At 62.9% G+C, this 17,778-nt stretch carries 16 protein-coding genes and 1 pseudogene; 7 read left to right on the forward strand and 10 right to left on the reverse strand.

Features of this window, described 5'->3' with window-relative positions; translation table 11 throughout:
* Window positions 1-39: 39 nt before the first annotated feature.
* Together zwf and gnd are read right to left on the reverse strand one after the other, a co-directional pair.
* On the reverse strand, window positions 40-1,557 hold the full coding sequence (gene zwf / locus Q8O96_RS27365) for a glucose-6-phosphate dehydrogenase (RefSeq protein ID WP_207816159.1): 1,518 nt from the start codon (window positions 1,555-1,557) through the stop codon (window positions 40-42).
* Window positions 1,554-2,534 (reverse strand): phosphogluconate dehydrogenase (NAD(+)-dependent, decarboxylating), encoded by a 981-nt coding sequence (gene gnd / locus Q8O96_RS27370; protein WP_102879231.1) that lies wholly within the window; start codon window positions 2,532-2,534, stop codon window positions 1,554-1,556. Before gnd ends, zwf begins: the two co-directional genes overlap by 4 nt.
* Window positions 2,535-3,015: 481 nt before the next feature.
* Between gnd and Q8O96_RS27375 the strand changes: the two genes are divergently transcribed.
* The 5 genes from Q8O96_RS27375 to Q8O96_RS27395 all read left to right on the forward strand — a co-directional run bounded on the left by Q8O96_RS27375 (window position 3,016) and on the right by Q8O96_RS27395 (window position 8,112).
* Window positions 3,016-3,189, forward strand: coding sequence for a DUF6026 family protein (locus Q8O96_RS27375; RefSeq protein ID WP_162884050.1), 174 nt, complete (start codon window positions 3,016-3,018; stop codon window positions 3,187-3,189).
* A gap of 258 nt (window positions 3,190-3,447) precedes the next feature.
* Window positions 3,448-5,190, forward strand: coding sequence for a phosphoethanolamine transferase CptA (locus Q8O96_RS27380; protein WP_250330566.1), 1,743 nt, complete (start codon window positions 3,448-3,450; stop codon window positions 5,188-5,190).
* A gap of 276 nt (window positions 5,191-5,466) precedes the next feature.
* A complete protein-coding gene (locus tag Q8O96_RS27385; protein ID WP_102879229.1) occupies window positions 5,467-5,691 on the forward strand; it encodes a hypothetical protein in 225 nt (74 codons plus the stop codon).
* Between the two features lie 322 nt (window positions 5,692-6,013).
* Window positions 6,014-6,688, forward strand: coding sequence for a heavy metal response regulator transcription factor (locus tag Q8O96_RS27390; RefSeq protein ID WP_102863484.1), 675 nt, complete (start codon window positions 6,014-6,016; stop codon window positions 6,686-6,688).
* A complete protein-coding gene (locus Q8O96_RS27395) occupies window positions 6,685-8,112 on the forward strand; it encodes a heavy metal sensor histidine kinase (protein ID WP_305949768.1) in 1,428 nt (475 codons plus the stop codon). The genes Q8O96_RS27390 and Q8O96_RS27395 overlap by 4 nt, the downstream gene beginning before the upstream one ends.
* A gap of 65 nt (window positions 8,113-8,177) precedes the next feature.
* Here Q8O96_RS27395 and Q8O96_RS27400 read toward each other — a convergent pair whose 3' ends face one another.
* The 8 genes and pseudogenes from Q8O96_RS27400 to Q8O96_RS27435 all read right to left on the reverse strand — a co-directional run bounded on the left by Q8O96_RS27400 (window position 8,178) and on the right by Q8O96_RS27435 (window position 15,450).
* Window positions 8,178-8,669, reverse strand: coding sequence for a GNAT family N-acetyltransferase (locus Q8O96_RS27400; RefSeq protein WP_102863585.1), 492 nt, complete (start codon window positions 8,667-8,669; stop codon window positions 8,178-8,180).
* A gap of 157 nt (window positions 8,670-8,826) precedes the next feature.
* Window positions 8,827-9,954 (reverse strand): cell division protein ZapE, encoded by a 1,128-nt coding sequence (gene zapE, locus Q8O96_RS27405; protein ID WP_305949769.1) that lies wholly within the window; start codon window positions 9,952-9,954, stop codon window positions 8,827-8,829.
* A gap of 103 nt (window positions 9,955-10,057) precedes the next feature.
* Window positions 10,058-10,396, reverse strand: coding sequence for a ketosteroid isomerase (locus Q8O96_RS27410; protein ID WP_102863481.1), 339 nt, complete (start codon window positions 10,394-10,396; stop codon window positions 10,058-10,060).
* A gap of 52 nt (window positions 10,397-10,448) precedes the next feature.
* Complete coding sequence (locus Q8O96_RS27415) at window positions 10,449-11,168, reverse strand: YafY family protein (RefSeq protein ID WP_102863480.1); 720 nt, start codon at window positions 11,166-11,168, stop codon at window positions 10,449-10,451.
* A gap of 97 nt (window positions 11,169-11,265) precedes the next feature.
* Window positions 11,266-11,343: pseudogene (locus Q8O96_RS27420) on the reverse strand (arginase family protein); the annotation flags it as partial.
* A gap of 48 nt (window positions 11,344-11,391) precedes the next feature.
* Window positions 11,392-13,827 (reverse strand): TonB-dependent receptor, encoded by a 2,436-nt coding sequence (locus Q8O96_RS27425; RefSeq protein ID WP_305949770.1) that lies wholly within the window; start codon window positions 13,825-13,827, stop codon window positions 11,392-11,394.
* A 161-nt stretch (window positions 13,828-13,988) separates the two neighbouring features.
* The gene (locus tag Q8O96_RS27430; RefSeq protein ID WP_305949771.1) at window positions 13,989-14,945 is read right to left on the reverse strand and encodes a FecR family protein; all 957 of its coding nucleotides are present in this window, start codon (window positions 14,943-14,945) and stop codon (window positions 13,989-13,991) included.
* The gene (locus Q8O96_RS27435) at window positions 14,938-15,450 is read right to left on the reverse strand and encodes an RNA polymerase sigma factor (protein ID WP_102863477.1); all 513 of its coding nucleotides are present in this window, start codon (window positions 15,448-15,450) and stop codon (window positions 14,938-14,940) included. The genes Q8O96_RS27430 and Q8O96_RS27435 overlap by 8 nt, the downstream gene beginning before the upstream one ends.
* A 257-nt stretch (window positions 15,451-15,707) precedes the next feature.
* Between Q8O96_RS27435 and Q8O96_RS27440 the strand changes: the two genes are divergently transcribed.
* The gene (locus tag Q8O96_RS27440) at window positions 15,708-17,147 is read left to right on the forward strand and encodes a nucleobase:cation symporter-2 family protein (RefSeq protein ID WP_305949772.1); all 1,440 of its coding nucleotides are present in this window, start codon (window positions 15,708-15,710) and stop codon (window positions 17,145-17,147) included.
* A gap of 166 nt (window positions 17,148-17,313) precedes the next feature.
* A complete protein-coding gene (locus Q8O96_RS27445; RefSeq protein WP_102863475.1) occupies window positions 17,314-17,775 on the forward strand; it encodes an LEA type 2 family protein in 462 nt (153 codons plus the stop codon).
* Window positions 17,776-17,778: the final 3 nt, after the last annotated feature.

Below are 17,778 nucleotides of genomic sequence, written 5' to 3' on the forward strand. Positions count from 1 at the left end.
CGCTAAGCAGGAACGCGATGGACCGCACCCTGCCCCTCTTCAGCCGAGGGCGTGCCAGACGCGACCATCCCGGGCCAGCAACTCATCAGCGGCATCCGGACCATCCTCACCCGCAGGATAAGTCTGCACGCTCGCGTCCTGCTTCCAGGCATCGAGGAAAGGCTGCACGGCGCGCCAACCGTTCTCGATATTGTCTGCCCGCTGAAACAGCGTCTGGTCACCGACCAGGCAGTCGTAGATCAGCGTCTCGTAGCCGGTGGACGGCTGCATTTCGAAGAAATCCCGATAGGCGAAGCCCAGTTCGATATTGGCCATGTCCAGGCTCGGCCCGGGCTTTTTCGCCAGCAGGTCGAACCACATGCCTTCGTTGGGCTGGATCTGAATCCGCAGGTAAGTCGGCGACAGCTGATCGACTTCGGTATCGCGAAATTGCGCGTAGGGTGCCGGCTTGAAGCAGATGACGATTTCGGTGTCGCGCACGCTCATGCGCTTGCCGGTGCGCAGGTAGAACGGCACCCCAACCCAGCGCCAGTTGTCGATCATCACCTTCAGCGCGACATAGGTTTCGGTATTGCTGTCCGGCGCGACATTAGCCTCTTCGCGGTAACCCGCCAGGGCCTTGCCCGCCACTTCGGCGGCGCGGTACTGGCCGCGCACCGAGTTGGCCCGCGCCTCCTCCAGGGACCAGGGACGGATCGCCCCCACCACCTTGGCCTTCTCGCCGCGCACTGCATCGGCGCCAAAGGCCGCAGGGGGCTCCATGGCCACCATCGCCAGGAGTTGGAACAGGTGGTTGGGCACCATGTCTCGCAGGGCGCCGGTGTGTTCATAAAAGCTGCCACGGGTTTGGACCCCGACGGTTTCCGCCGCGGTGATCTGCACGTGGTCGATGTAATGGTTGTTCCAGAACGCCTCGAACAGGCTGTTGGAAAAACGGCTGACCAGAATGTTCTGCACCGTTTCCTTGCCCAGGTAATGGTCGATGCGATAGATCTGCTTTTCGCTCATGACCTTGAGCAAGCAGGCGTTGAGGGCCTCGGCGCTCTGCAGATCGGAGCCGAAGGGCTTCTCGATGACCACCCGGCGAAAGGCCTCCGGCCCCTCCTCCAGCAACCCCGAAGCCCCCAGGCGCTGCACCACTTCACTGAAGAAGCGCGGCGCGGTGGCCAGGTAGAACACCGCGTTGCCGGTGCTGCTGGCGGCAATTCGCGCCGCCAGTTCGGCATAGGTGGAGTCGTCGAGGAAGTCGCCCTGGACGTAGCTGATGCCACGGGTCAGGCGGGCCCAGACCGCGGCGTCCACGGACGCCCCCTGGCCTTGTTTGCTCAGCACTTCATCGCGAAGGAAGTCTTCCAGCAAGGTGGCGAACTCAGCGTCGCTCACCGCGTTGTGGTCGACGCCGACAATCCGCAGCCCTTCATCCAGCAGACCGTCGCGGCTCAGGTTGTACAGCGCCGGCGTCAACAGGCGCTTGACCAGATCACCGCGGGCGCCGAACAGGAACAGCGTGGTCGGCGGCGCGGGCAACGCCTTGGACTTCTTTCGCGTAGAGGTCATTTCTTACCGGTCTCCACGTGGCCGCCAAAGCCGAAGCGCATGGCCGACAGCAGCTTGTCGCCGTAGGTGCCCTGGCCGCGGGAGCGGTAGCGGGAGAACAACGAGTTGGACAGCACCGGAACCGGCACCGCCTGCTCCATGGCCGCTTCGATGGTCCAGCGCCCTTCACCACTGTCGGCCACGGCACCGGAAAAACCGTCGAGCTTCGGATCGCCGGCCAGGGCATCGGCGGTCAGGTCCAGCAGCCAGGAGGACACCACGCTGCCGCGCCGCCAGACTTCGGCGATGTCCGCCACATTGAGGTCGAAGCGCTGATCCTCCGGCAGGATGTCCGAAGACTTGGTCTTGAGAATGTCAAAGCCCTCGGCGAAGGCCTGCATCATCCCGTACTCGATGCCGTTGTGGATCATCTTGACGAAATGCCCGGCACCGGCAGGACCGGCATGGATATAGCCACGCTCGGCACGGTCGTCATCAGAAACACGGTCCTTGGTCCGTGGAATCGAACCCAGGCCAGGGGCCAGTGCCGCGAACAGCGGGTCCAGGCGCAGCACTTCATCGGCATCGCCGCCGATCATCATGCAGTAGCCGCGCTCCAGGCCCCAGACGCCGCCGGAGGTGCCGACATCGATGTACTTCAGGCCCTTTTGCGCCAGGTCCCGGGCACGGCGGATGTCGTCCTTATAGTAGGTATTGCCGCCGTCGATGATCACATCACCCGGTTCCAGCAACTGGCTCAGGGTGTCGATGGTCTCTTCGGTGGGTGCGCCGGCGGGCAGCATGACCCAGACCGCGCGGGGTTTTTCCAGGCCAGCCACCAGGGCCGGCAGGTCGGCGACGCCCTTGGCGCCTTCGGCGGCCAGGGTGCTGACGAAATCGGTGTTGCGGTCAAAGACTACGGTCTCGTGCCCATTGAGCATCAGGCGCCGTGCAATGTTGCCGCCCATGCGGCCCAGTCCAATAATCCCCAGTTGCATGTGCTGATGCTCCTACTGCAAAAAATTCAGATCAAAAATGTATAGCCCAAAGGGCTGGGTGCAAACGTCGAGGGGCGCAACTATACAAGGCGAGACGCTCCAAGACAGCGCAATCTTCAGACATAACGCCAGTTTTTGCGGCCACCTGCGCGCAACGCAGCGCGCCCAAGCCCGATCTCTTGCCCCTCGGCCGGCGCGAACCGCGTGGAGATTAGTCCCGGCACTGGGGGCGAAGTTTCTCAGAACTTGGGGGGATAACGACGCAAAACACCAGGAAGGCACAACGACCACGAAAAATAAAAAAGTTCCAATTGCGCTAAAAAGAAATAAAATTGCCGCCTTCAGGCTGCGTGGAAACGTCACGAGTGAAGGCAAGACGGTTGCCTGACACCGTCATTTTCGCGCTGCCGACGATGGTGCTTTGCGCAAGGGATGCGACCAGCGAAGCATAGTTGAGGCACTCCATTTGCGAGGTGAAGCAATGGGCACAGTACTACCGGCACGACCAGCACAGACTCTCTACGTGACCATTCGTCGTGACGAATTGCGCCAACTCAAAGACGAGCGCGATCAACTGCAACGGGAACTCGCCCAATTGCGCCTGATGTTGCAGAACCAGGGACAAGCCCCTGCCGTAGCGTTGCAGCGCCCCTGAGCAACCTCAGCTGTGCCCCGGAACGCAGGCCCGGCCTGCGTTCCCCGTTCTACCCACTCCCTTTCCTGCCACCTATCTCCCGCCACACCTGATCCCGCCGCCTGCTACGCCGGACAAAAATCCAACGCTGCGCTAACGAACTTTTCACACTTGCCTATCGATACTCCCGGCCATTGTGGCCGTCTTGTTACAGACGGCGGCCTTCATTCGCAGCGCTGAACCGGCGCGCAATGATCACGGAACGGCGGGGAGCGCTGAATGGCATTGTTCAAACGCAGTAACACGTCTGCGACAGGTTTTGACTGGATGGGGCTGCTCTGGCTGTTCCTGTTCTTCTGGTATTTCTCCGGCATCACCCAACTGCTGATTCAACTGACGGACACGTCCGGCTTCGCCGGTTTCCGCCAGGCGTTCTTCATGAGCGCCATCTGGCTGGCGCCGATGCTGCTGTTCCCGGCACGCACCAAAGTCATGGCGGCAGTGATCGGCGTGGTGCTCTGGGCCTGCTCCATGGCCAGCCTGGGCTATTTCTTCGTCTATCAGCAGGAGTTCTCGCAAAGCGTCATCTTCATCATGTTCGAGTCCAACCCCTCGGAAGCCGGTGAATACCTTACGCAGTACTTTGCCTGGTGGATGCTCCTGGCGTTCCTGGCCCACACCGCCTTCGCCCTCTTCCTCTGGACCCGCCTGCGCCCGGTGTACCTGCCCCGGGGCCAGGCCCTGGCGGCTGCCGTGGCAATCCTGGTGGCGATTGTCGGCTACCCGCTGATCAAGCAAATCGCTCGCACCGACACCCTGGCCGACGGCCTGGAGAAATTTGAAACCCGTATCGAACCCGCCGTGCCGTGGCAGATGGTGGTCGCTTATCGCCGCTACCGTGAGCAACTGAACGGCATGCAGGGCATGCTCGACAGCGTCAGCAAGATCCCGCCGCTGACCAACCTCAAGGACAGCATGGCCAATCAGCCGGCCACCCTGGTGCTGGTGATCGGCGAGTCCACCAACCGTCAGCGCATGAGCCTCTACGGCTACCCGCGCCAGACCACCCCGGAGCTGGACAAGCTCAAGGATCAGCTGGCGGTGTTCGACAACGTCATCACTCCGCGCCCCTACACCATCGAGGCGTTGCAACAGGTGCTGACCTTCGCCGACGAAGAAAACCCCGATCTCTACCTCAAGACGCCGTCCCTGGTCAGCGTGATGAAGCAGGCCGGCTACAAGACCTACTGGATCACCAACCAGCAGACCATGACCAAGCGCAACACCATGCTCACCACCTTCTCCGAGCAGGCGGACGAGCAGGTGTACTTGAACAACAATCGCAACCAGAACGCCCGCCAGTACGACGGCGACGTGCTTGAGCCCTTCTCCAAGGCCCTGGCCGACAGCGCCCCGCGCAAGTTCATCGTGGTCCACCTGCTGGGCACCCACATGAGCTACCAGTACCGCTACCCGCCAAGCTACGACAAATTCACCGATCGCCAGGGCGTGCCGGCCGGTGTGCGTGACGATCAACTGCCGACCTACAACAGCTACGACAACGCGGTGCTGTACAACGACTTCGTGGTCTCCAGCCTGATCAAGGATTACGCCAAGACCGACCCCAACGGTTTCCTGCTGTACCTGTCGGACCACGGCGAAGACGTCTTCGACTCCGCCGGCCACGACACCCTGGGACGCAACGAAGGCAAGCCCACGGCGCCGATGTACACCATCCCGTTCATGGCCTGGGCCTCGCCGAAGTGGCGGCAAACCCATGACTGGAACTTTGCTTCCGACCTCAGCCGCCCTTACAGCAGCTCCCAGCTGATTCATACCTGGGCCGACCTGGCGGGCTTGAGTTTCGACCAGCTGGACCACAGCCGCAGCCTGGTCAGCGACAGCTTCAAGCCGCGCCCGCTGCTGATTGGCGACCCCTACTCGCGCCAGAGCAAGGCGCTGATCGACTTCAGCCTGATGAAACCCAAAACGCCGACGGAAGCGACCGTGGTCCAAAAGTAAGAACCGGACTCGGGGGCCGCAACGGCCCCCATCCCTGCTGGCGCCCGGCATGCCGGCAAAGGCGCCGTCCTGCCTTGCAGCGAGCTCTGCGACACCCTCACTGGCCAACCAGCTGCTACAGGCTTTGATTGTCTGCAGACACATAATGTCAAGAATGTAATATCCCGCTCAGGCTGACGTTAACCCTCACTTAATACACTTCGCTGAAACTTGCCCCATCACTTCTTGTGCAGGGACGAAACAAGTTACCGAACACTCTTAAGTAGGAAACGCAGTATGAAACTTTCAACTTTGGTATTTAGCGGTTTGATTCTCGCCACTTCCAGTGCAGCCTTTGCCGAAGGCGGAGCCGAGCATATGCAACGCTTTTACGAGAACTTCCGCGTCAATCAGCAACAGATTCACGGCGATAAAAACCAGAACCTCGCCAAGACCGAGCAAGACAAGGCCGGTACCCACTATTCCGCGCCGGACGCCAAGCAACAACAGCCCGGCGCCTGATACCTCTTCAACGCAGTACCCACTCTGGACAATCCGCTCCTTTGGCAGAGATGGACGTTTGGCGCCCTCTACAGGGCGCCTTTTTTATATCCGCTGGCAGGCCCTCACTGTCACGCCAATGACAGGAATATTACAACTCTGTCATCCGCCACTTTCCCTGCGTGCAATCAACTAGCATGCCTGCGCCCAAGCGCTCACCCGCTATCGGCTGACCTGGCTAATCCTATGAATTAGATGATTATTTTTCTTGACCCTATAGCTACTTCAGGCTTCACCCTGCACTCATTCGATAATGCCCAAGCGGTTTGGAGAGGATCTGGCAATGCGTATTCTGGTGGTTGAAGACGAACCCAAAACAGCGGACTACCTGCATCAAGGCCTGAGTGAAAGTGGTTATGTCGTGGACCGCGCCAACAATGGCGTGGACGGTCTGCACCTGATACAGCAACAACCTTACGAGTTGGTGATCCTGGATATAAACCTGCCAGGCCAAGATGGCTGGCAAGTGTTGGAACATATGCGCGGACATTCTCCGGCCCGGGTCATGATGTTGACCGCTCGCGGGCGCCTGGAAGACAAAGTCAAAGGGCTGGATATGGGCGCCGATGATTATCTGGTCAAACCTTTTCAATTTCCCGAGTTACTGGCCCGGGTCCGGACTTTGATTCGCCGCAGCGAACCCGTGTCCCAGCCGCAAGTATTGCAAGTGGCCGACTTGCAACTTGATCCTCGCCGGCATCGGGCTTATCGCGGCGACCGTCGAATAGATCTCACGACCAAGGAATTCACCCTGTTGCATGTATTGATGCGCCACTCGGGGGAAGTGCTGACCCGCACGCAAATCATTTCCCTGGTCTGGGACATGAACTTCGACTGCGACACCAATGTGGTGGAAGTCTCCATCAGCCGCCTGCGGGCCAAGATCGATGATGCCAGTGAGGTCAAGCTGATCCACACCCTGCGCGGTGTCGGTTATGTCCTGGAAGTGCGCCAATGACGCCCCAGCCGGCGGCGCCGACCAACAGCAGCCTGTCCATGCGCCTGGGGCTGACCGTCAGCCTGATGGGGGCGGCCCTGGTCCTGCTGCTGGCAACCCTGGCCTATCTGGCCCTGAACCACGAGTTGGACAACCTGGCGCGCAAGGGCCTGGAGAGCAAGCTGGAACAGATCCAGCACAGCCTCACCAGCGACCTCAAGAGCAGCGACCTGGCCGCCCGCCCCCACTCCCTGCTGGACCTGGTGATGGGCCACGACAATCTGCAATTGAACATCCTGAGCAGCGCCCCCCTGGCCGAACCCTTGCTCAATGTTGGCGGCATCGCTGAGCAACCGCTGCCCCGGGCCCTGAGGGAGAGCAGCACCGAGGGTTACTTCGACTGGCGTGACAGCCGCGGCAATCCCTTGCTCAGCGCCACCCGGCAAATGAACCTGCGCAATGGCGAGCCGGTGCGAGTGGTGTTGAGCCTGGACCGCGGTAATGACCAGGCACTGCTCAGCGCCTACCTGCGCTCCACGGTGATTGCCCTGCCCCTGTTGCTGCTGCTGATCGGCATGGGTGCCTGGTGGCTGGTGCAAAGGGGCCTGCTGCCCCTGCAACAGTTCACCCGGGTCGCCGCCAAGGTCACCACCCAGGACCTGACCCATCGCCTGAACCTGGACAAGCTGCCCCGGGAACTGGCGGAACTGGGCCAGGGCATCAACGTCATGCTGCAGCGCCTGGATGGCGGCGTACAACGCCTGTCGCAGTTCTCCGACGACCTGGCCCACGAACTGCGCTCGCCCATCAGCAACCTGATGGGCAAGGCCCAAGTGACCCTGTCTCGCGAGCGCCCCCCGGAGGAATACAAGGCCGTGCTGGAGGCCAGCATCGAGGAGCTGGAACGGGTCACACGAATCGTCGCCGACATGCTGTTCCTGGCTCAGGTCAGCCAGCCGGCTTCCCAGGCCCGCTTTGCCCGGGTGTCTCTGGGCGAGGAGGCGCGGCGGGTCATGGACCTGTTTGCCCTCAGCGCCGAGGACAGGCAACTGCAGCTGGAACTGCGCGGTGACGCCTGGGTGCTGGGGGATCGCCTGATGATCCAGCGGGCCATTTCCAACCTGTTGTCCAACGCCATCCGCCATTGCCCGGATCAGGGCCGGATCGACCTGCGGATCGAGCGCCAACTGCAGAGTGTGAGCCTCGCGGTGGGCAATCCCGGGCCGGGCATCGCCGCCTGCCACCTGCCCCATCTGTTCGAGCGTTTCTATCGGGTCGACAGCAGCCGCACCCGAGCCGAAGGCGGCACCGGGCTGGGCCTGGCAATCGTGCGCTCGATCATGAACCTGCATCAGGGCCGCACCGAGGTCGACAGCGTAGCGGACAGCCTCACCGAGTTCCGCCTGGTGTTCCCCAAGCTCGACCCGGCATTGCACGACGCTTAAAGCAGTCAGCCCCGCTCCCCTACAGCACCAGGGCGCCAATCAGCCAGGGGGGCTGACATCGGACATTACAAAGCTTTGCTCCAGAACAGCATGCGGCCATGGGCGGGATCGAGCATGGCATTGGCGAAACCGCAGGCCTGGTAGGCGGCCTGGGCCTGGGCGTTGCCTTCCAGCACTTCCAGGGTGATCTTGCAGCAACCCCGTTGCCGGGCAATGTCCTCGACCTTCTGCAGCATCCGCTTGCTCAGGCCCTGGCCGCGAAAGCTGTCCAGCACCACCACGTCGTGGACATTCACCAGGGGCCGGCAGGCAAAGGTGGAAAAGCCCTCGAAGCAGTTCACCAGCCCCACCGGCTGGCCCCCGGCAAAGGCCAGTACGCTGAACGCCTGAGGTCGCTTGGCCAGCTCTGCCGGCAGTTGCTGAAGCTGGTCCGGCGCCAGGGCCTGGCCGCCGCCCATGGGGTCCTGGGCGTAATGATTGAGCAGCACGCCTATGGCTTCGGCATGCACCGGGTTGCTGTAACTGGCTTGCAGCACCACGACATCGGCAACGTCCATGTTCATCCTCGATCAATGCAGTGAAAGTGAGCGTTCAGGGCTCAGGCAGCCTCGATTGTAGGCTGGGGGATTTGACCAAACGAAGATTTTTCTCCCTCCTTCTGCAGAAAAATCCTAATGATTGGCCAGGATGAACCACAGCCGGAAGCCCTTCCCCTCAAGCGCGAGGCTGGCTGGCAAAGCGTTGCAACTGCATTTCCTGCAGGCGGCTCAGGGTGCGGCGGAAGGGAAACTCCAGGTAACCCTCGGTGTACAGCTGCTCCATCGGTACCTGGGCCTCCAGATAGAGCGGCACCTTGCGGTCGTAACATTCATCCACCAGGGCAATGAAGCGGCGCACGCTGTCGTCATGGATCGACAGTTGCGGCAATTCGCGATCCCCTGCCACCACCCGCTGGGCGCCATCCTCGGTGCCTCGGGCAATGCGTCCCGGGCGTTGCTGGGCACTGAGGTTGGGGACCTGGCTGAGGAGGATCGCACTGAACCTGTCACACAGCGCCATGAAGTCCATGGCGGAAAACGGCTGTTCGCACAGATCGGCAAAACGGCACCAGATCACGCTGCCGGCGGCCTTGACCACCTGCACCGGCCGATAGCCGATCAGCAGCGGCTCAGTGGAGACCGCCTGGCCGCCGCTCAACTGCTGGAACAAGGGTTCCAGGGCGCTGGGTTGGCCCTCGGCACTGAGCCAGTAGCGTTGCGCCGCAGCCCCCGGATGCAGACGGTGATCCTGCTCGCCGTCCACCGCCACCACTTGCATGTGCTGGCTGATGGCGCTGATGGCTGGGAGGAAACGTTCACGATTGAAGCCCTCGGCATACAGCTGCTCGGGAGGCTGGTTGGAGGTGCAGACCATGACCACGCCCTGCTCGAACATCACCTGGAACAGGCGTCCGAGAATGATCGCGTCACCGATGTCGTTGACGAACAACTCATCGAAGCACAGCACCCGCACCTCTTCGGCGAGCTCCCGGGCCAGGGCCTGCAAGGGATCGGCGGTGCCGGTGAGCTGGAACGAACGCTGGTGCACCCAGCCCATGAAGTGATGAAAGTGCTGACGCCGCGCCGGCACCCGCAGGCTCTGGTAGAACTGATCCATGAGCCAGGTCTTGCCCCGCCCGACCGCACCCCACAGATAGACCCCTTGCACCGCTGTACGCCCCTGATGCAGGGCCTCGTGGCAGTTCTGCAAGGCTTGCACGGCCCGCGCCTGTGCCTCATCGGCGACGAAGCCGTCCTGCTCCAGGGCATACCGATAGGCGCTCAAGGGGGAATCGAATGGCATGGGCCGCTGGCCTCCCGGCAAAAAAGCCGCAGTATGCCACCGCGCCCCATTCCATGGAGGAACCGGCTGCCGGCGAACCGCCCGACACACCGGTCGACAAGCCTCAGCGGGAGATATCCAGCCGTGCAATCCGTCCCTGCGGGTCCAGGCGAAAGGTGTAGCGCAGCGTCTGCGGGCTGGCGGAAAAATCCCCGCAGACCAGGCTGTCCAGCAACACCTTGCCGGTGCGCTGCTGGACCCCGAGGATCTGCAGCCGTGGACGCACGCGATGGCTGGCGTCCATCCAGCGGGCAATCTCCTGCGGCCCTACCCGGTGCTCTCGCTCGTCGAACACTTGGGCCTCGGCGGCAAAGATCGCCGCCGCCACCGAGCTGTCTCCAGTGTTGGCCGCCATCACGTAGGCGCGGATCGCCGGGGCCAGTGAAGCGTCGATACCTGACATGAGAAAAGCTCCTGATAAGTCGATGATCGCGCCATGTTAAAAGCCCCGCGCGTCATTTCCTGTCAGGAGTGAATTGACCGCCCTGCTCGTCCTTTTGCAGGCACTGGCGCCAGGCTCGCAGCCAATCGCTGCGCCGCCCCGGATAGGCCTGTCCCTGCTCCTGGGCCGCGGCAATGCGGTCGGTGCGAAAGGTCCGGTAATCGCCCCGCAGCTCGCACCAGGCGACGATCACCCGGGCCTCGTTGAGAAACCCCAGAGCCAAGGGCCAGATCAGCCGCTGGCTGGGGTTGCGATTGACGTCGGCATAGTCGATCAACAGCTTGGCCTGGTGCCGGATCGCCTGGCGGAACACGTTCAACGACACGCTGTTGTCGGGAAAGCCCCAGCCCGCGGGGCCCGGCAGCAAGGTCGGATTGCGCAGGGCATCCTGGGCCGCCGGGGCCAGCACGGCGGCGATCTTGGCCATGGCATCAGCCGCGGCCTTGCTCAGCACCTCGTCGCCACGCTGATCGACATAACGCAAGCCCAGGACCACGGCCTCGGTCTCGTCGGCATTGAGCATCAAGGGCGGCAGGAACAGCCCGCTGCGCAACACATAGCCGATGCCCGCCTCACCGTAGATCGGCGCGCCCAGTGAAGTGAGCTCGGCGATATCGCGGTACAGGGTGCGCTCGGACACCTCCAGCTCCGCCGCCAGGGTGGCTGCGGTGACGGGACGGCTCTTGCCCCGCAGCATCTGCAACAGGGTGAGTAAACGGCTGGCTCGCGACACCTTGGGTGGACTCCGGAGAAAAAAACACCGGCGCAGAATATCAGAGCCTCCTGACAGTCAGTGTCAGGAGGCTTGTGAGGCGAGACAGGCAATGTCCACGAATACCACGGGGCCCGAAGCGTGCTCCGCAACGGCTGGTGGTGGCGGTGTCGAAGGGCACGCCACCGAGGATGACTTGCTGCGGGCCTTTGCCTGGGCCGTGCCGATCCCGGGGCATGGCCCCTCAGTAGGCCATGCTCCAGCTCAGGGTGTAGGTGCGGCCACGACCCTGGTAGTCATACAAGTAGTCCGGCCCATAGGTCGGTGAGTAGAACAGCTTGGCGCGCTGGCCCCAGACCGTGCTGTATTGCTTGTCCAACAGGTTCTGGATACCGCCGCTGAAGGTGCCGAAGTCGGTGTCGTGGCTGCCCAGCAGGTCGAAGGTGGTGTAGCCGTCGATGGTGTTGGGGGCGTCGACGCTGTGAGTGGCGTCGATGACCTTGACCGCATCGTCCTTGAGGGTGAAGGCGTGGTTGCCCTGCAGGCGAACGTTGCTGCTGTCACCCTTCCAGCCGACGAAGGCGGTGAGTTTCGACAGCGAGGCATAACGGGCGTCGCGCTTGCTCCAGCCGCCGTTCTTGTTCTCCTCCTCGGAACGCACGGCATGCAGGGTGCCACCCACTTCCCAGCCGTTCTGGAAGTGCCGGGTCAGGGCGCTCTCAAAGCCGTAGTCGCGGCTTTTCTGATCCTTGACGTCAATGGTCAGGGTGGCCTGGTCGGTGCTGATCACCTTGTCCGACCAGATGTAGTACAGCGCCGCCTGGGCCTCCCAGTCGCTATCGGAGAAGCGCCAGCCGGTCTCCACCTGGCGGCTCTTGATCCCGGCCAGGGGGTTGTCGTCGACGCTCAGGCCCGGCTTGCCGTAGAACTTGGCCGGGTCCGGCAGATCGAAGCCCTCGCCGTAGTTGACCCAGACCTGATGACCGTTCTTGAAGTCGTAGATGCTGCCCAGGTTGTACAGGTTGACCGCATATTGGTTGCTGCCACCGGGGACGTTCTTGAAGCGGCCGACATCCACGTCCATCTGCTGACGCCGGTAGCCACCGGAAACCGTCAGGTTGTCGGTGGCATACCAGTCCAGTTGGACGTAGCCGGACAGGCCGTCGACCCGATAGCTGGGATAGCGCGGCGCCTTGCTCAGGGTCACCAGATCCAGACCGCCACTGTCCGAGGAAATCTGCTGATCGAAGGTGCTCTGCTCGGCATTGAAGCGCTCCCGGTCCAGGTCCACGCCGTAGGTGAGCTTGAAGGCATCGAGCTCCTTGGCCAACAGCGCCTTGAGGCTGGTGACCTCGAAATTCTGCTGCGACGCGGCAAAGTACACGCCCTTGGAGCCTGCGGGACTGCCGCTGTTGTAGTAGGGGAACGGGAAGAAATTGTTGTCTTCCTTGCGGTACGAGGCCTGCAGGTAGAAGTCCTGACCCAGCACATCGCTGTGGTGATAGTTGGCGTTGAGCAGCAGGCGCTTGGTCCGCGGCTCCAGGTCGGTGGAATAGCCGCCCCGCAGCTCGGCGTTTTCCAGGTTGGACGGTGCCCGGTACTTGAGGTTGGGGAAATAGATCCCGGTGCTGCCGTGGTTGCCCGAGTCGTAGTACTGGGCCAGCAGGTCCAGGCTCTGCTCGTCATTGAACTGCAGGGCCAGGCTGCCCATCAGGTCCAGGGTGCGGTTGTACTGCAGGTCGGTCTGGGTGTTGTCGATGAAGATCTGTTTGCCGGCGCCGTCATAGAACGCCTGGTTCTGCTCCCCCGCCACCGCCAGCCGGCCGCTGATGGCTTCGTTGCCGCCGCTCACCGACTGGGCGACGCGGGTGCTCAGGTCATCGCTGTTGTTGAAGCCACTGCTGGCCCCCAGTTGGGTCTCGAACCGCGCCGGGCCCGGTTCGCCTTTCTTGGTGACGATATTGATAATGCCGCCGGTGGCGCCGCCGCCGTAGATGGCGCTGGCCCCGGACAGCACTTCGACGCGCTCGACGTTGAACGGCGAAATGCTGTCGAACTGCCGGGACAGGCCCCGGGAACTGTTCTGGCTGACCCCGTCGATCATCACCAGGACGTTGCGCCCGCGCATGTTCTGGCCATAGTTGGTGCGCCCTTCAGGGGCCAGGTCGAGGCCCGGCACCAGCTTGCCAATGGCTTCCTTGAGGCTGACTCCGGTACTCAGTTGCTCGCGCAGCTGGCTCTGCTCCACCACCCACACCGTGCCGGGGATCTCACTGATGGCGGTGCTGGTGCGCGACGCCACGCTGACCTGGGTCGGCTTGAGGTTGAGGCTGGCGGCCGGCGCGGCGCGGCGCAGGATCACCGTGCGCGAATCGCTGAAGGACCAGCTCATGCCGCTGCCGGCCAGCAGTGTCTGCAGGGCCTGGGCCAGCGTGACCTCGCCATTCAGGGCCGGTGCTTGCAGGCCGTCCACATCAGCGGTGGTGTACAGCAGGCGCAGGTCGGCCTGATCGGCAAAACGGGTCAGTGCCTGATCCAGGGGCTGGGCCACCAGCTTGAGCGCCACCCGGCGCTCCTGGGTGCTGCTGCCCTGGCTGGTGGAGCTGGCGTCCTGCGCCTGGGCCAGCAGTGGGCTCACGGCACCGGCGAACAGCGCCTGGGCCAGTAATGTGCGGCGCATGAGGTGTTGACCGCGCCCCAGTATCGACAGCTTGAACATAGCTTTCACGTGTTCCTTCCCAGCCCGTTGAAATGACGTCAATGAGAATGATTGTCTTCTCAGTCTCACTACGACGATTGGCCGGGAAAGAACTTGCAGTGCCCCAAGCAAAAAAAATCCACTCAGTGCAAAACCGCCAGCCACGGCAGGTAGGTCACCTGCAGCGGATAACGCTGCTGCAAGGCCTGCAGCGAACCTTGCGGGTCGTGCAGATCGAACACACCGCTGATGGCCAGGGCCGCCAACTGGCTATCGGAGATCAGAATGCGACCATGCTGATAACGATCCAGCTCGCCAATCACCTCGCCCAGGGGGCGACCGTTGAAGATCAGCTTGCCCCGCTGCCAGGCGGTGAGACTGGCAGCGTCCACGGCTTGCTGGGCCAGCAGCGGCTGGCCGGATTGATACTGCAGACGCTGATCGGCCTGGAGCAGTACCGGCGCATGATCACCAGTGAACTGCACCTGGCCTTCACGCACCACCACCGTCAGCCGACTGCCGTCGCGGCGCAGGCTGAAGGCGCTGGCGGCACTGTGCAGGTATTGGCCGTCGGCCTGCACCACAAACGGCCGTTGCGGGTCGGCAACCGGCTCGAACAGCGCCTCGCCAGATTGCAGGATCACCCGGCGCTCGCCCGCCGAGTACGCCACCGACAATGCGCTACCGCTGTTGAGCGTGACCCTGGAGCCGTCCGCCAGGGTGATGTGCTGTTGCTGGCCGACCGCGGTGTGGTAGTCCGAGGTCAGGGCCGGCCACTGCCACCAGCCGACGCCGCTGGCCACGGCCAGTACCAGGGACGCCACCAGCGCCGGCCAACCACGCCAGGAACCGGTGGCTGTCGCCGCCCGGTGCTGTTCGGCGGCCCGGGTCTGGCCCAGGTCGCCCCACAGCTGCTGCGCCTCTTGCGCTGCTGCCGCGTGGGCCGGACTGGTCTGGCGCCATTGCTGATAGGCCATGCGCTGGGCCGCCGTGGCGTTGCCGGAATGCAGCAACACCTGCCATTGGAGTGCAGCGTCTTCAAGGCTTTCGGAGTGTTCGGTCATGGGGATGTCGGCGGCGGGCAAGGGGGAATCACTCATGATGCTGTTGCAGCCAGTCGCGGCAATGGCGCAGGGCCTGGCCGATGTATTTTGCCACCATGCTTTCGGAAACGCCCAGGCGTAACGCAATCTGCGCCTGAGTCAGGCCTTCCAGGCGATTGAGCAGCAAGGCCTGGCGGGCGTTGTCCGAGAGTTGCGCCAGGGCCTCGTCGAGCACCGCCAGGCGTTCCTTGGCCAGCAGCACCGCTTCCGGCGCCGGTGCCGGGTCCACCACTTCACGGTGTGGCTCAGTGTCGCTGAGATTGGCCGCCAGGCGCTGCTCGCGGCGCAGGGTATCGATGGCCAGGTTGCCGGCAACGCGAAAAATGAAACGGCGATCGTTGTGCACCTCCACCGTCTGCTGGTCGACCTTGAGCAGCTTGAGATAGGTGTCCTGGGCCACGTCCGCCGCCCGTTGGCGATCGCTCATGCGCCGGGTGAGAAACTTCAGCAGATCGTCGTAGTGCTCTTGAAAGCTGCGCAGCAGGCTGGGTATGGGCAGCATCGAGGGAAGGTCCGCAAATCGGGGAGGCGGATTATTCCACAACGGCAAATGAGAAACAGTATCTTTCGTATCCCTGCAAAATTGACCCTTTGCGCCTGTTTGCCCTTCTGACAACAGGACCTTTCTGGCATCCTGCGCCTCCTTTTTCTGACCGGGTGCGCAAGTCTTGTCCGATGCCATGACATTGCGGCCCAAGTCCCGTCCACTTTCCGGCGTGCGCCCTGGCGTTTTCGCACGCCACTGGCAGGCCTTCTCCCATGACCGCACCTGATCGTTCCCCTCCCCGCTACAAGTCCGACCTGATCTACGGCCTCAATGACCGTCCGCATTTCAGCGCGGCGATCTTCGCCGCCCTGCAACATGTGCTGGCCAGTTTTGTCGGCATCATCAGCCCGACCCTGATCTTCGGCGGCGTGCTGGGCCTTGAGAGCGAACTGCCCTACCTGATCAGCATGGCGCTGTTCGTCTCCGGCCTGGGCACCTTCGTCCAGGTCCGGCGCCTGGGGCCCATCGGCTCGGGCCTGCTGTGCGTGCAGGGCACCAGCTTCTCCTTTATCAGCGTGCTGCTCAGCGCCGGCTTCATGGTCAAGGGCCGTGGCGGCGACACCAATGAGATCCTCTCCACCATCTTCGGCATCTGCTTTGTCGCGGCCTTTATCGAGATGTTCCTCAGCCAGTTCATCGGCAAGCTGCGCAAGCTGATCACCCCGGTGGTCACCGGCACCATCATCACCCTGATGGGCCTGTCGCTGATCAAGGTGGCGGTCACCGACATGGCCGGCGGCTACGGCGCCAGCGACCTGGGCGCGGCGAGCAACCTGGGGCTGGCGGCCCTGGTGCTGCTGACGATCGTCGTGCTCAACCGTTTCAACCACCCGATGCTGCGCCTGGGCTCGATCGTCATCGGCCTGACCCTGGGCTTCGTGGTGGCCTGGATGCTGGGCCGGGTGGACATGGCGGCCATGCCCGACGTGCCGCTGGTGAGCGTGCCGGTGCCGTTCAAGTACGGTTTTTCCTTCGACCTGATTGCCTTTATTCCCCTGGCGGTGATCTTCCTGATTTCGCCCCTGGAAGCGGCCGGCGACCTGACCGCCAACTCGATGATTTCCCAGCAGCCGGTGAAAGGCCCGCTGTACATCAAGCGCATCAAGTCCGGGCTGCTGGCGGATGGTTTCAACTCGGCGGTGGCGGCGGTGTTCAACAGCCTGCCGATGGTGACCTTTGCCCAGAACAACGGGGTGATCCAGTTGACCGGCGTCGCCAGCCGCTACGTGGCCTACTTCATTGCCGGGCTGCTGGTGTTGCTGGGGCTGTTCCCGGTGATCGGCGCGGTGCTGCAACTGATGCCCAAGCCGGTGCTGGGCGGCGCCACCCTGATCATGTTCGGCACCGTGGCCGTGGCCGGGATCAAGATCCTCGCCGAAGCCGGCCTGCATCGGCGCAACGTGCTGATCGTGGCCATTTCCTTGGGCATGGGCCTGGGGGTGGCGGCGGTGCCGGAAGTGCTGCGTGAGCTGCCCAAGGCGCTGCACAACATCTTCGAGTCGCCGATTACCGTGGGCGCTTTCTGCGCGATCTTGCTCAACATTTTCCTGCCGGAGGAGTTCCTTGAGCTGGAAGAGGATGAGTTCGACCCGGAAGCCGCGACCCTCAAGGTGATGCAAGACCCGGACATGAGCGGCAAAGCGAACTCTTGAGGCTGGCGGGCGTCTATGCTGCGTGCGCGGGTGTTGGGCTCTCGGCTTTGGAGGTTGGTCGGGGTTTTCCAGGCAAGGCCCTGGGGGCCTTGTCGCAGCCTCGCAGGCTCGGCAGCGGCCACAAGGTGCCGGTACGTCATTCATTTCCATTGTTGACAGGTATTGCATGCGTAGATTGATCGCCTTGACCCTGGTACTGCTCAGTCTCAGCGCCTGTGCGCTGTTGCCCAACCGCGACCCGCTGGCGATCAACGTGGTGGGCATCGAGCCACTGCCCAGCCAGGAGCTGGAAATGCGCTTCGCGGTGAAGCTGCGCCTGCAGAACCCCAACGAAAATGCCATCGACTACAACGGCGTCGCCCTGGACCTGGAAGTCAACGGCCGCCCGCTGGCGTCCGGGGTCAGCGACCAGCAAGGGCATATCGGCCGTTACTCGGAGGACATCCTGGTGATTCCGGTCAGCGTCTCGGCGTTTTCCGTCCTGCGCCAGACCCTGGGGTTGAGCCAGACCCAGACCTTGGACAACCTGCCTTATGTACTGCGAGGCAAGCTGGCCGGCGGCCTGTTCGGCACCCAGCGTTTCATCGATCGCGGGCAGATCAGCCTGAGCAACCCGGGCGCCTGGTAAGTC

This window comes from Pseudomonas sp. LPH60 (assembly GCF_030718165.1).
Taxonomy (GTDB): Bacteria; Pseudomonadota; Gammaproteobacteria; order Pseudomonadales; family Pseudomonadaceae; genus Aquipseudomonas; species Aquipseudomonas danubii.

Excerpts from the sequence above, each read along its gene's own strand:
- Q8O96_RS27395 (WP_305949768.1), top strand. The coding sequence starts at position 6,685 with ATGACGCCCCAGCCGGCGGCGCCGACCAACAGCAGCCTGTCCATGCGC.
- Q8O96_RS27440 (WP_305949772.1), top strand. The coding sequence starts at position 15,708 with ATGACCGCACCTGATCGTTCCCCTCCCCGCTACAAGTCCGACCTGATC.
- Q8O96_RS27375 (WP_162884050.1), top strand. The coding sequence starts at position 3,016 with ATGGGCACAGTACTACCGGCACGACCAGCACAGACTCTCTACGTGACC.
- Q8O96_RS27445 (WP_102863475.1), top strand. The coding sequence starts at position 17,314 with ATGCGTAGATTGATCGCCTTGACCCTGGTACTGCTCAGTCTCAGCGCC.
- Q8O96_RS27385 (WP_102879229.1), top strand. The coding sequence starts at position 5,467 with ATGAAACTTTCAACTTTGGTATTTAGCGGTTTGATTCTCGCCACTTCC.
- Q8O96_RS27410 (WP_102863481.1), bottom strand. The coding sequence starts at position 10,396 with ATGTCAGGTATCGACGCTTCACTGGCCCCGGCGATCCGCGCCTACGTG.
- gnd (WP_102879231.1), bottom strand. The coding sequence starts at position 2,534 with ATGCAACTGGGGATTATTGGACTGGGCCGCATGGGCGGCAACATTGCA.
- Q8O96_RS27425 (WP_305949770.1), bottom strand. The coding sequence starts at position 13,827 with ATGCGCCGCACATTACTGGCCCAGGCGCTGTTCGCCGGTGCCGTGAGC.
- zapE (WP_305949769.1), bottom strand. The coding sequence starts at position 9,954 with ATGCCATTCGATTCCCCCTTGAGCGCCTATCGGTATGCCCTGGAGCAG.
- Q8O96_RS27390 (WP_102863484.1), top strand. The coding sequence starts at position 6,014 with ATGCGTATTCTGGTGGTTGAAGACGAACCCAAAACAGCGGACTACCTG.
- Q8O96_RS27380 (WP_250330566.1), top strand. The coding sequence starts at position 3,448 with ATGGCATTGTTCAAACGCAGTAACACGTCTGCGACAGGTTTTGACTGG.
- Q8O96_RS27400 (WP_102863585.1), bottom strand. The coding sequence starts at position 8,669 with ATGGACGTTGCCGATGTCGTGGTGCTGCAAGCCAGTTACAGCAACCCG.
- Q8O96_RS27435 (WP_102863477.1), bottom strand. The coding sequence starts at position 15,450 with ATGCTGCCCATACCCAGCCTGCTGCGCAGCTTTCAAGAGCACTACGAC.
- Q8O96_RS27430 (WP_305949771.1), bottom strand. The coding sequence starts at position 14,945 with ATGAGTGATTCCCCCTTGCCCGCCGCCGACATCCCCATGACCGAACAC.
- zwf (WP_207816159.1), bottom strand. The coding sequence starts at position 1,557 with ATGACCTCTACGCGAAAGAAGTCCAAGGCGTTGCCCGCGCCGCCGACC.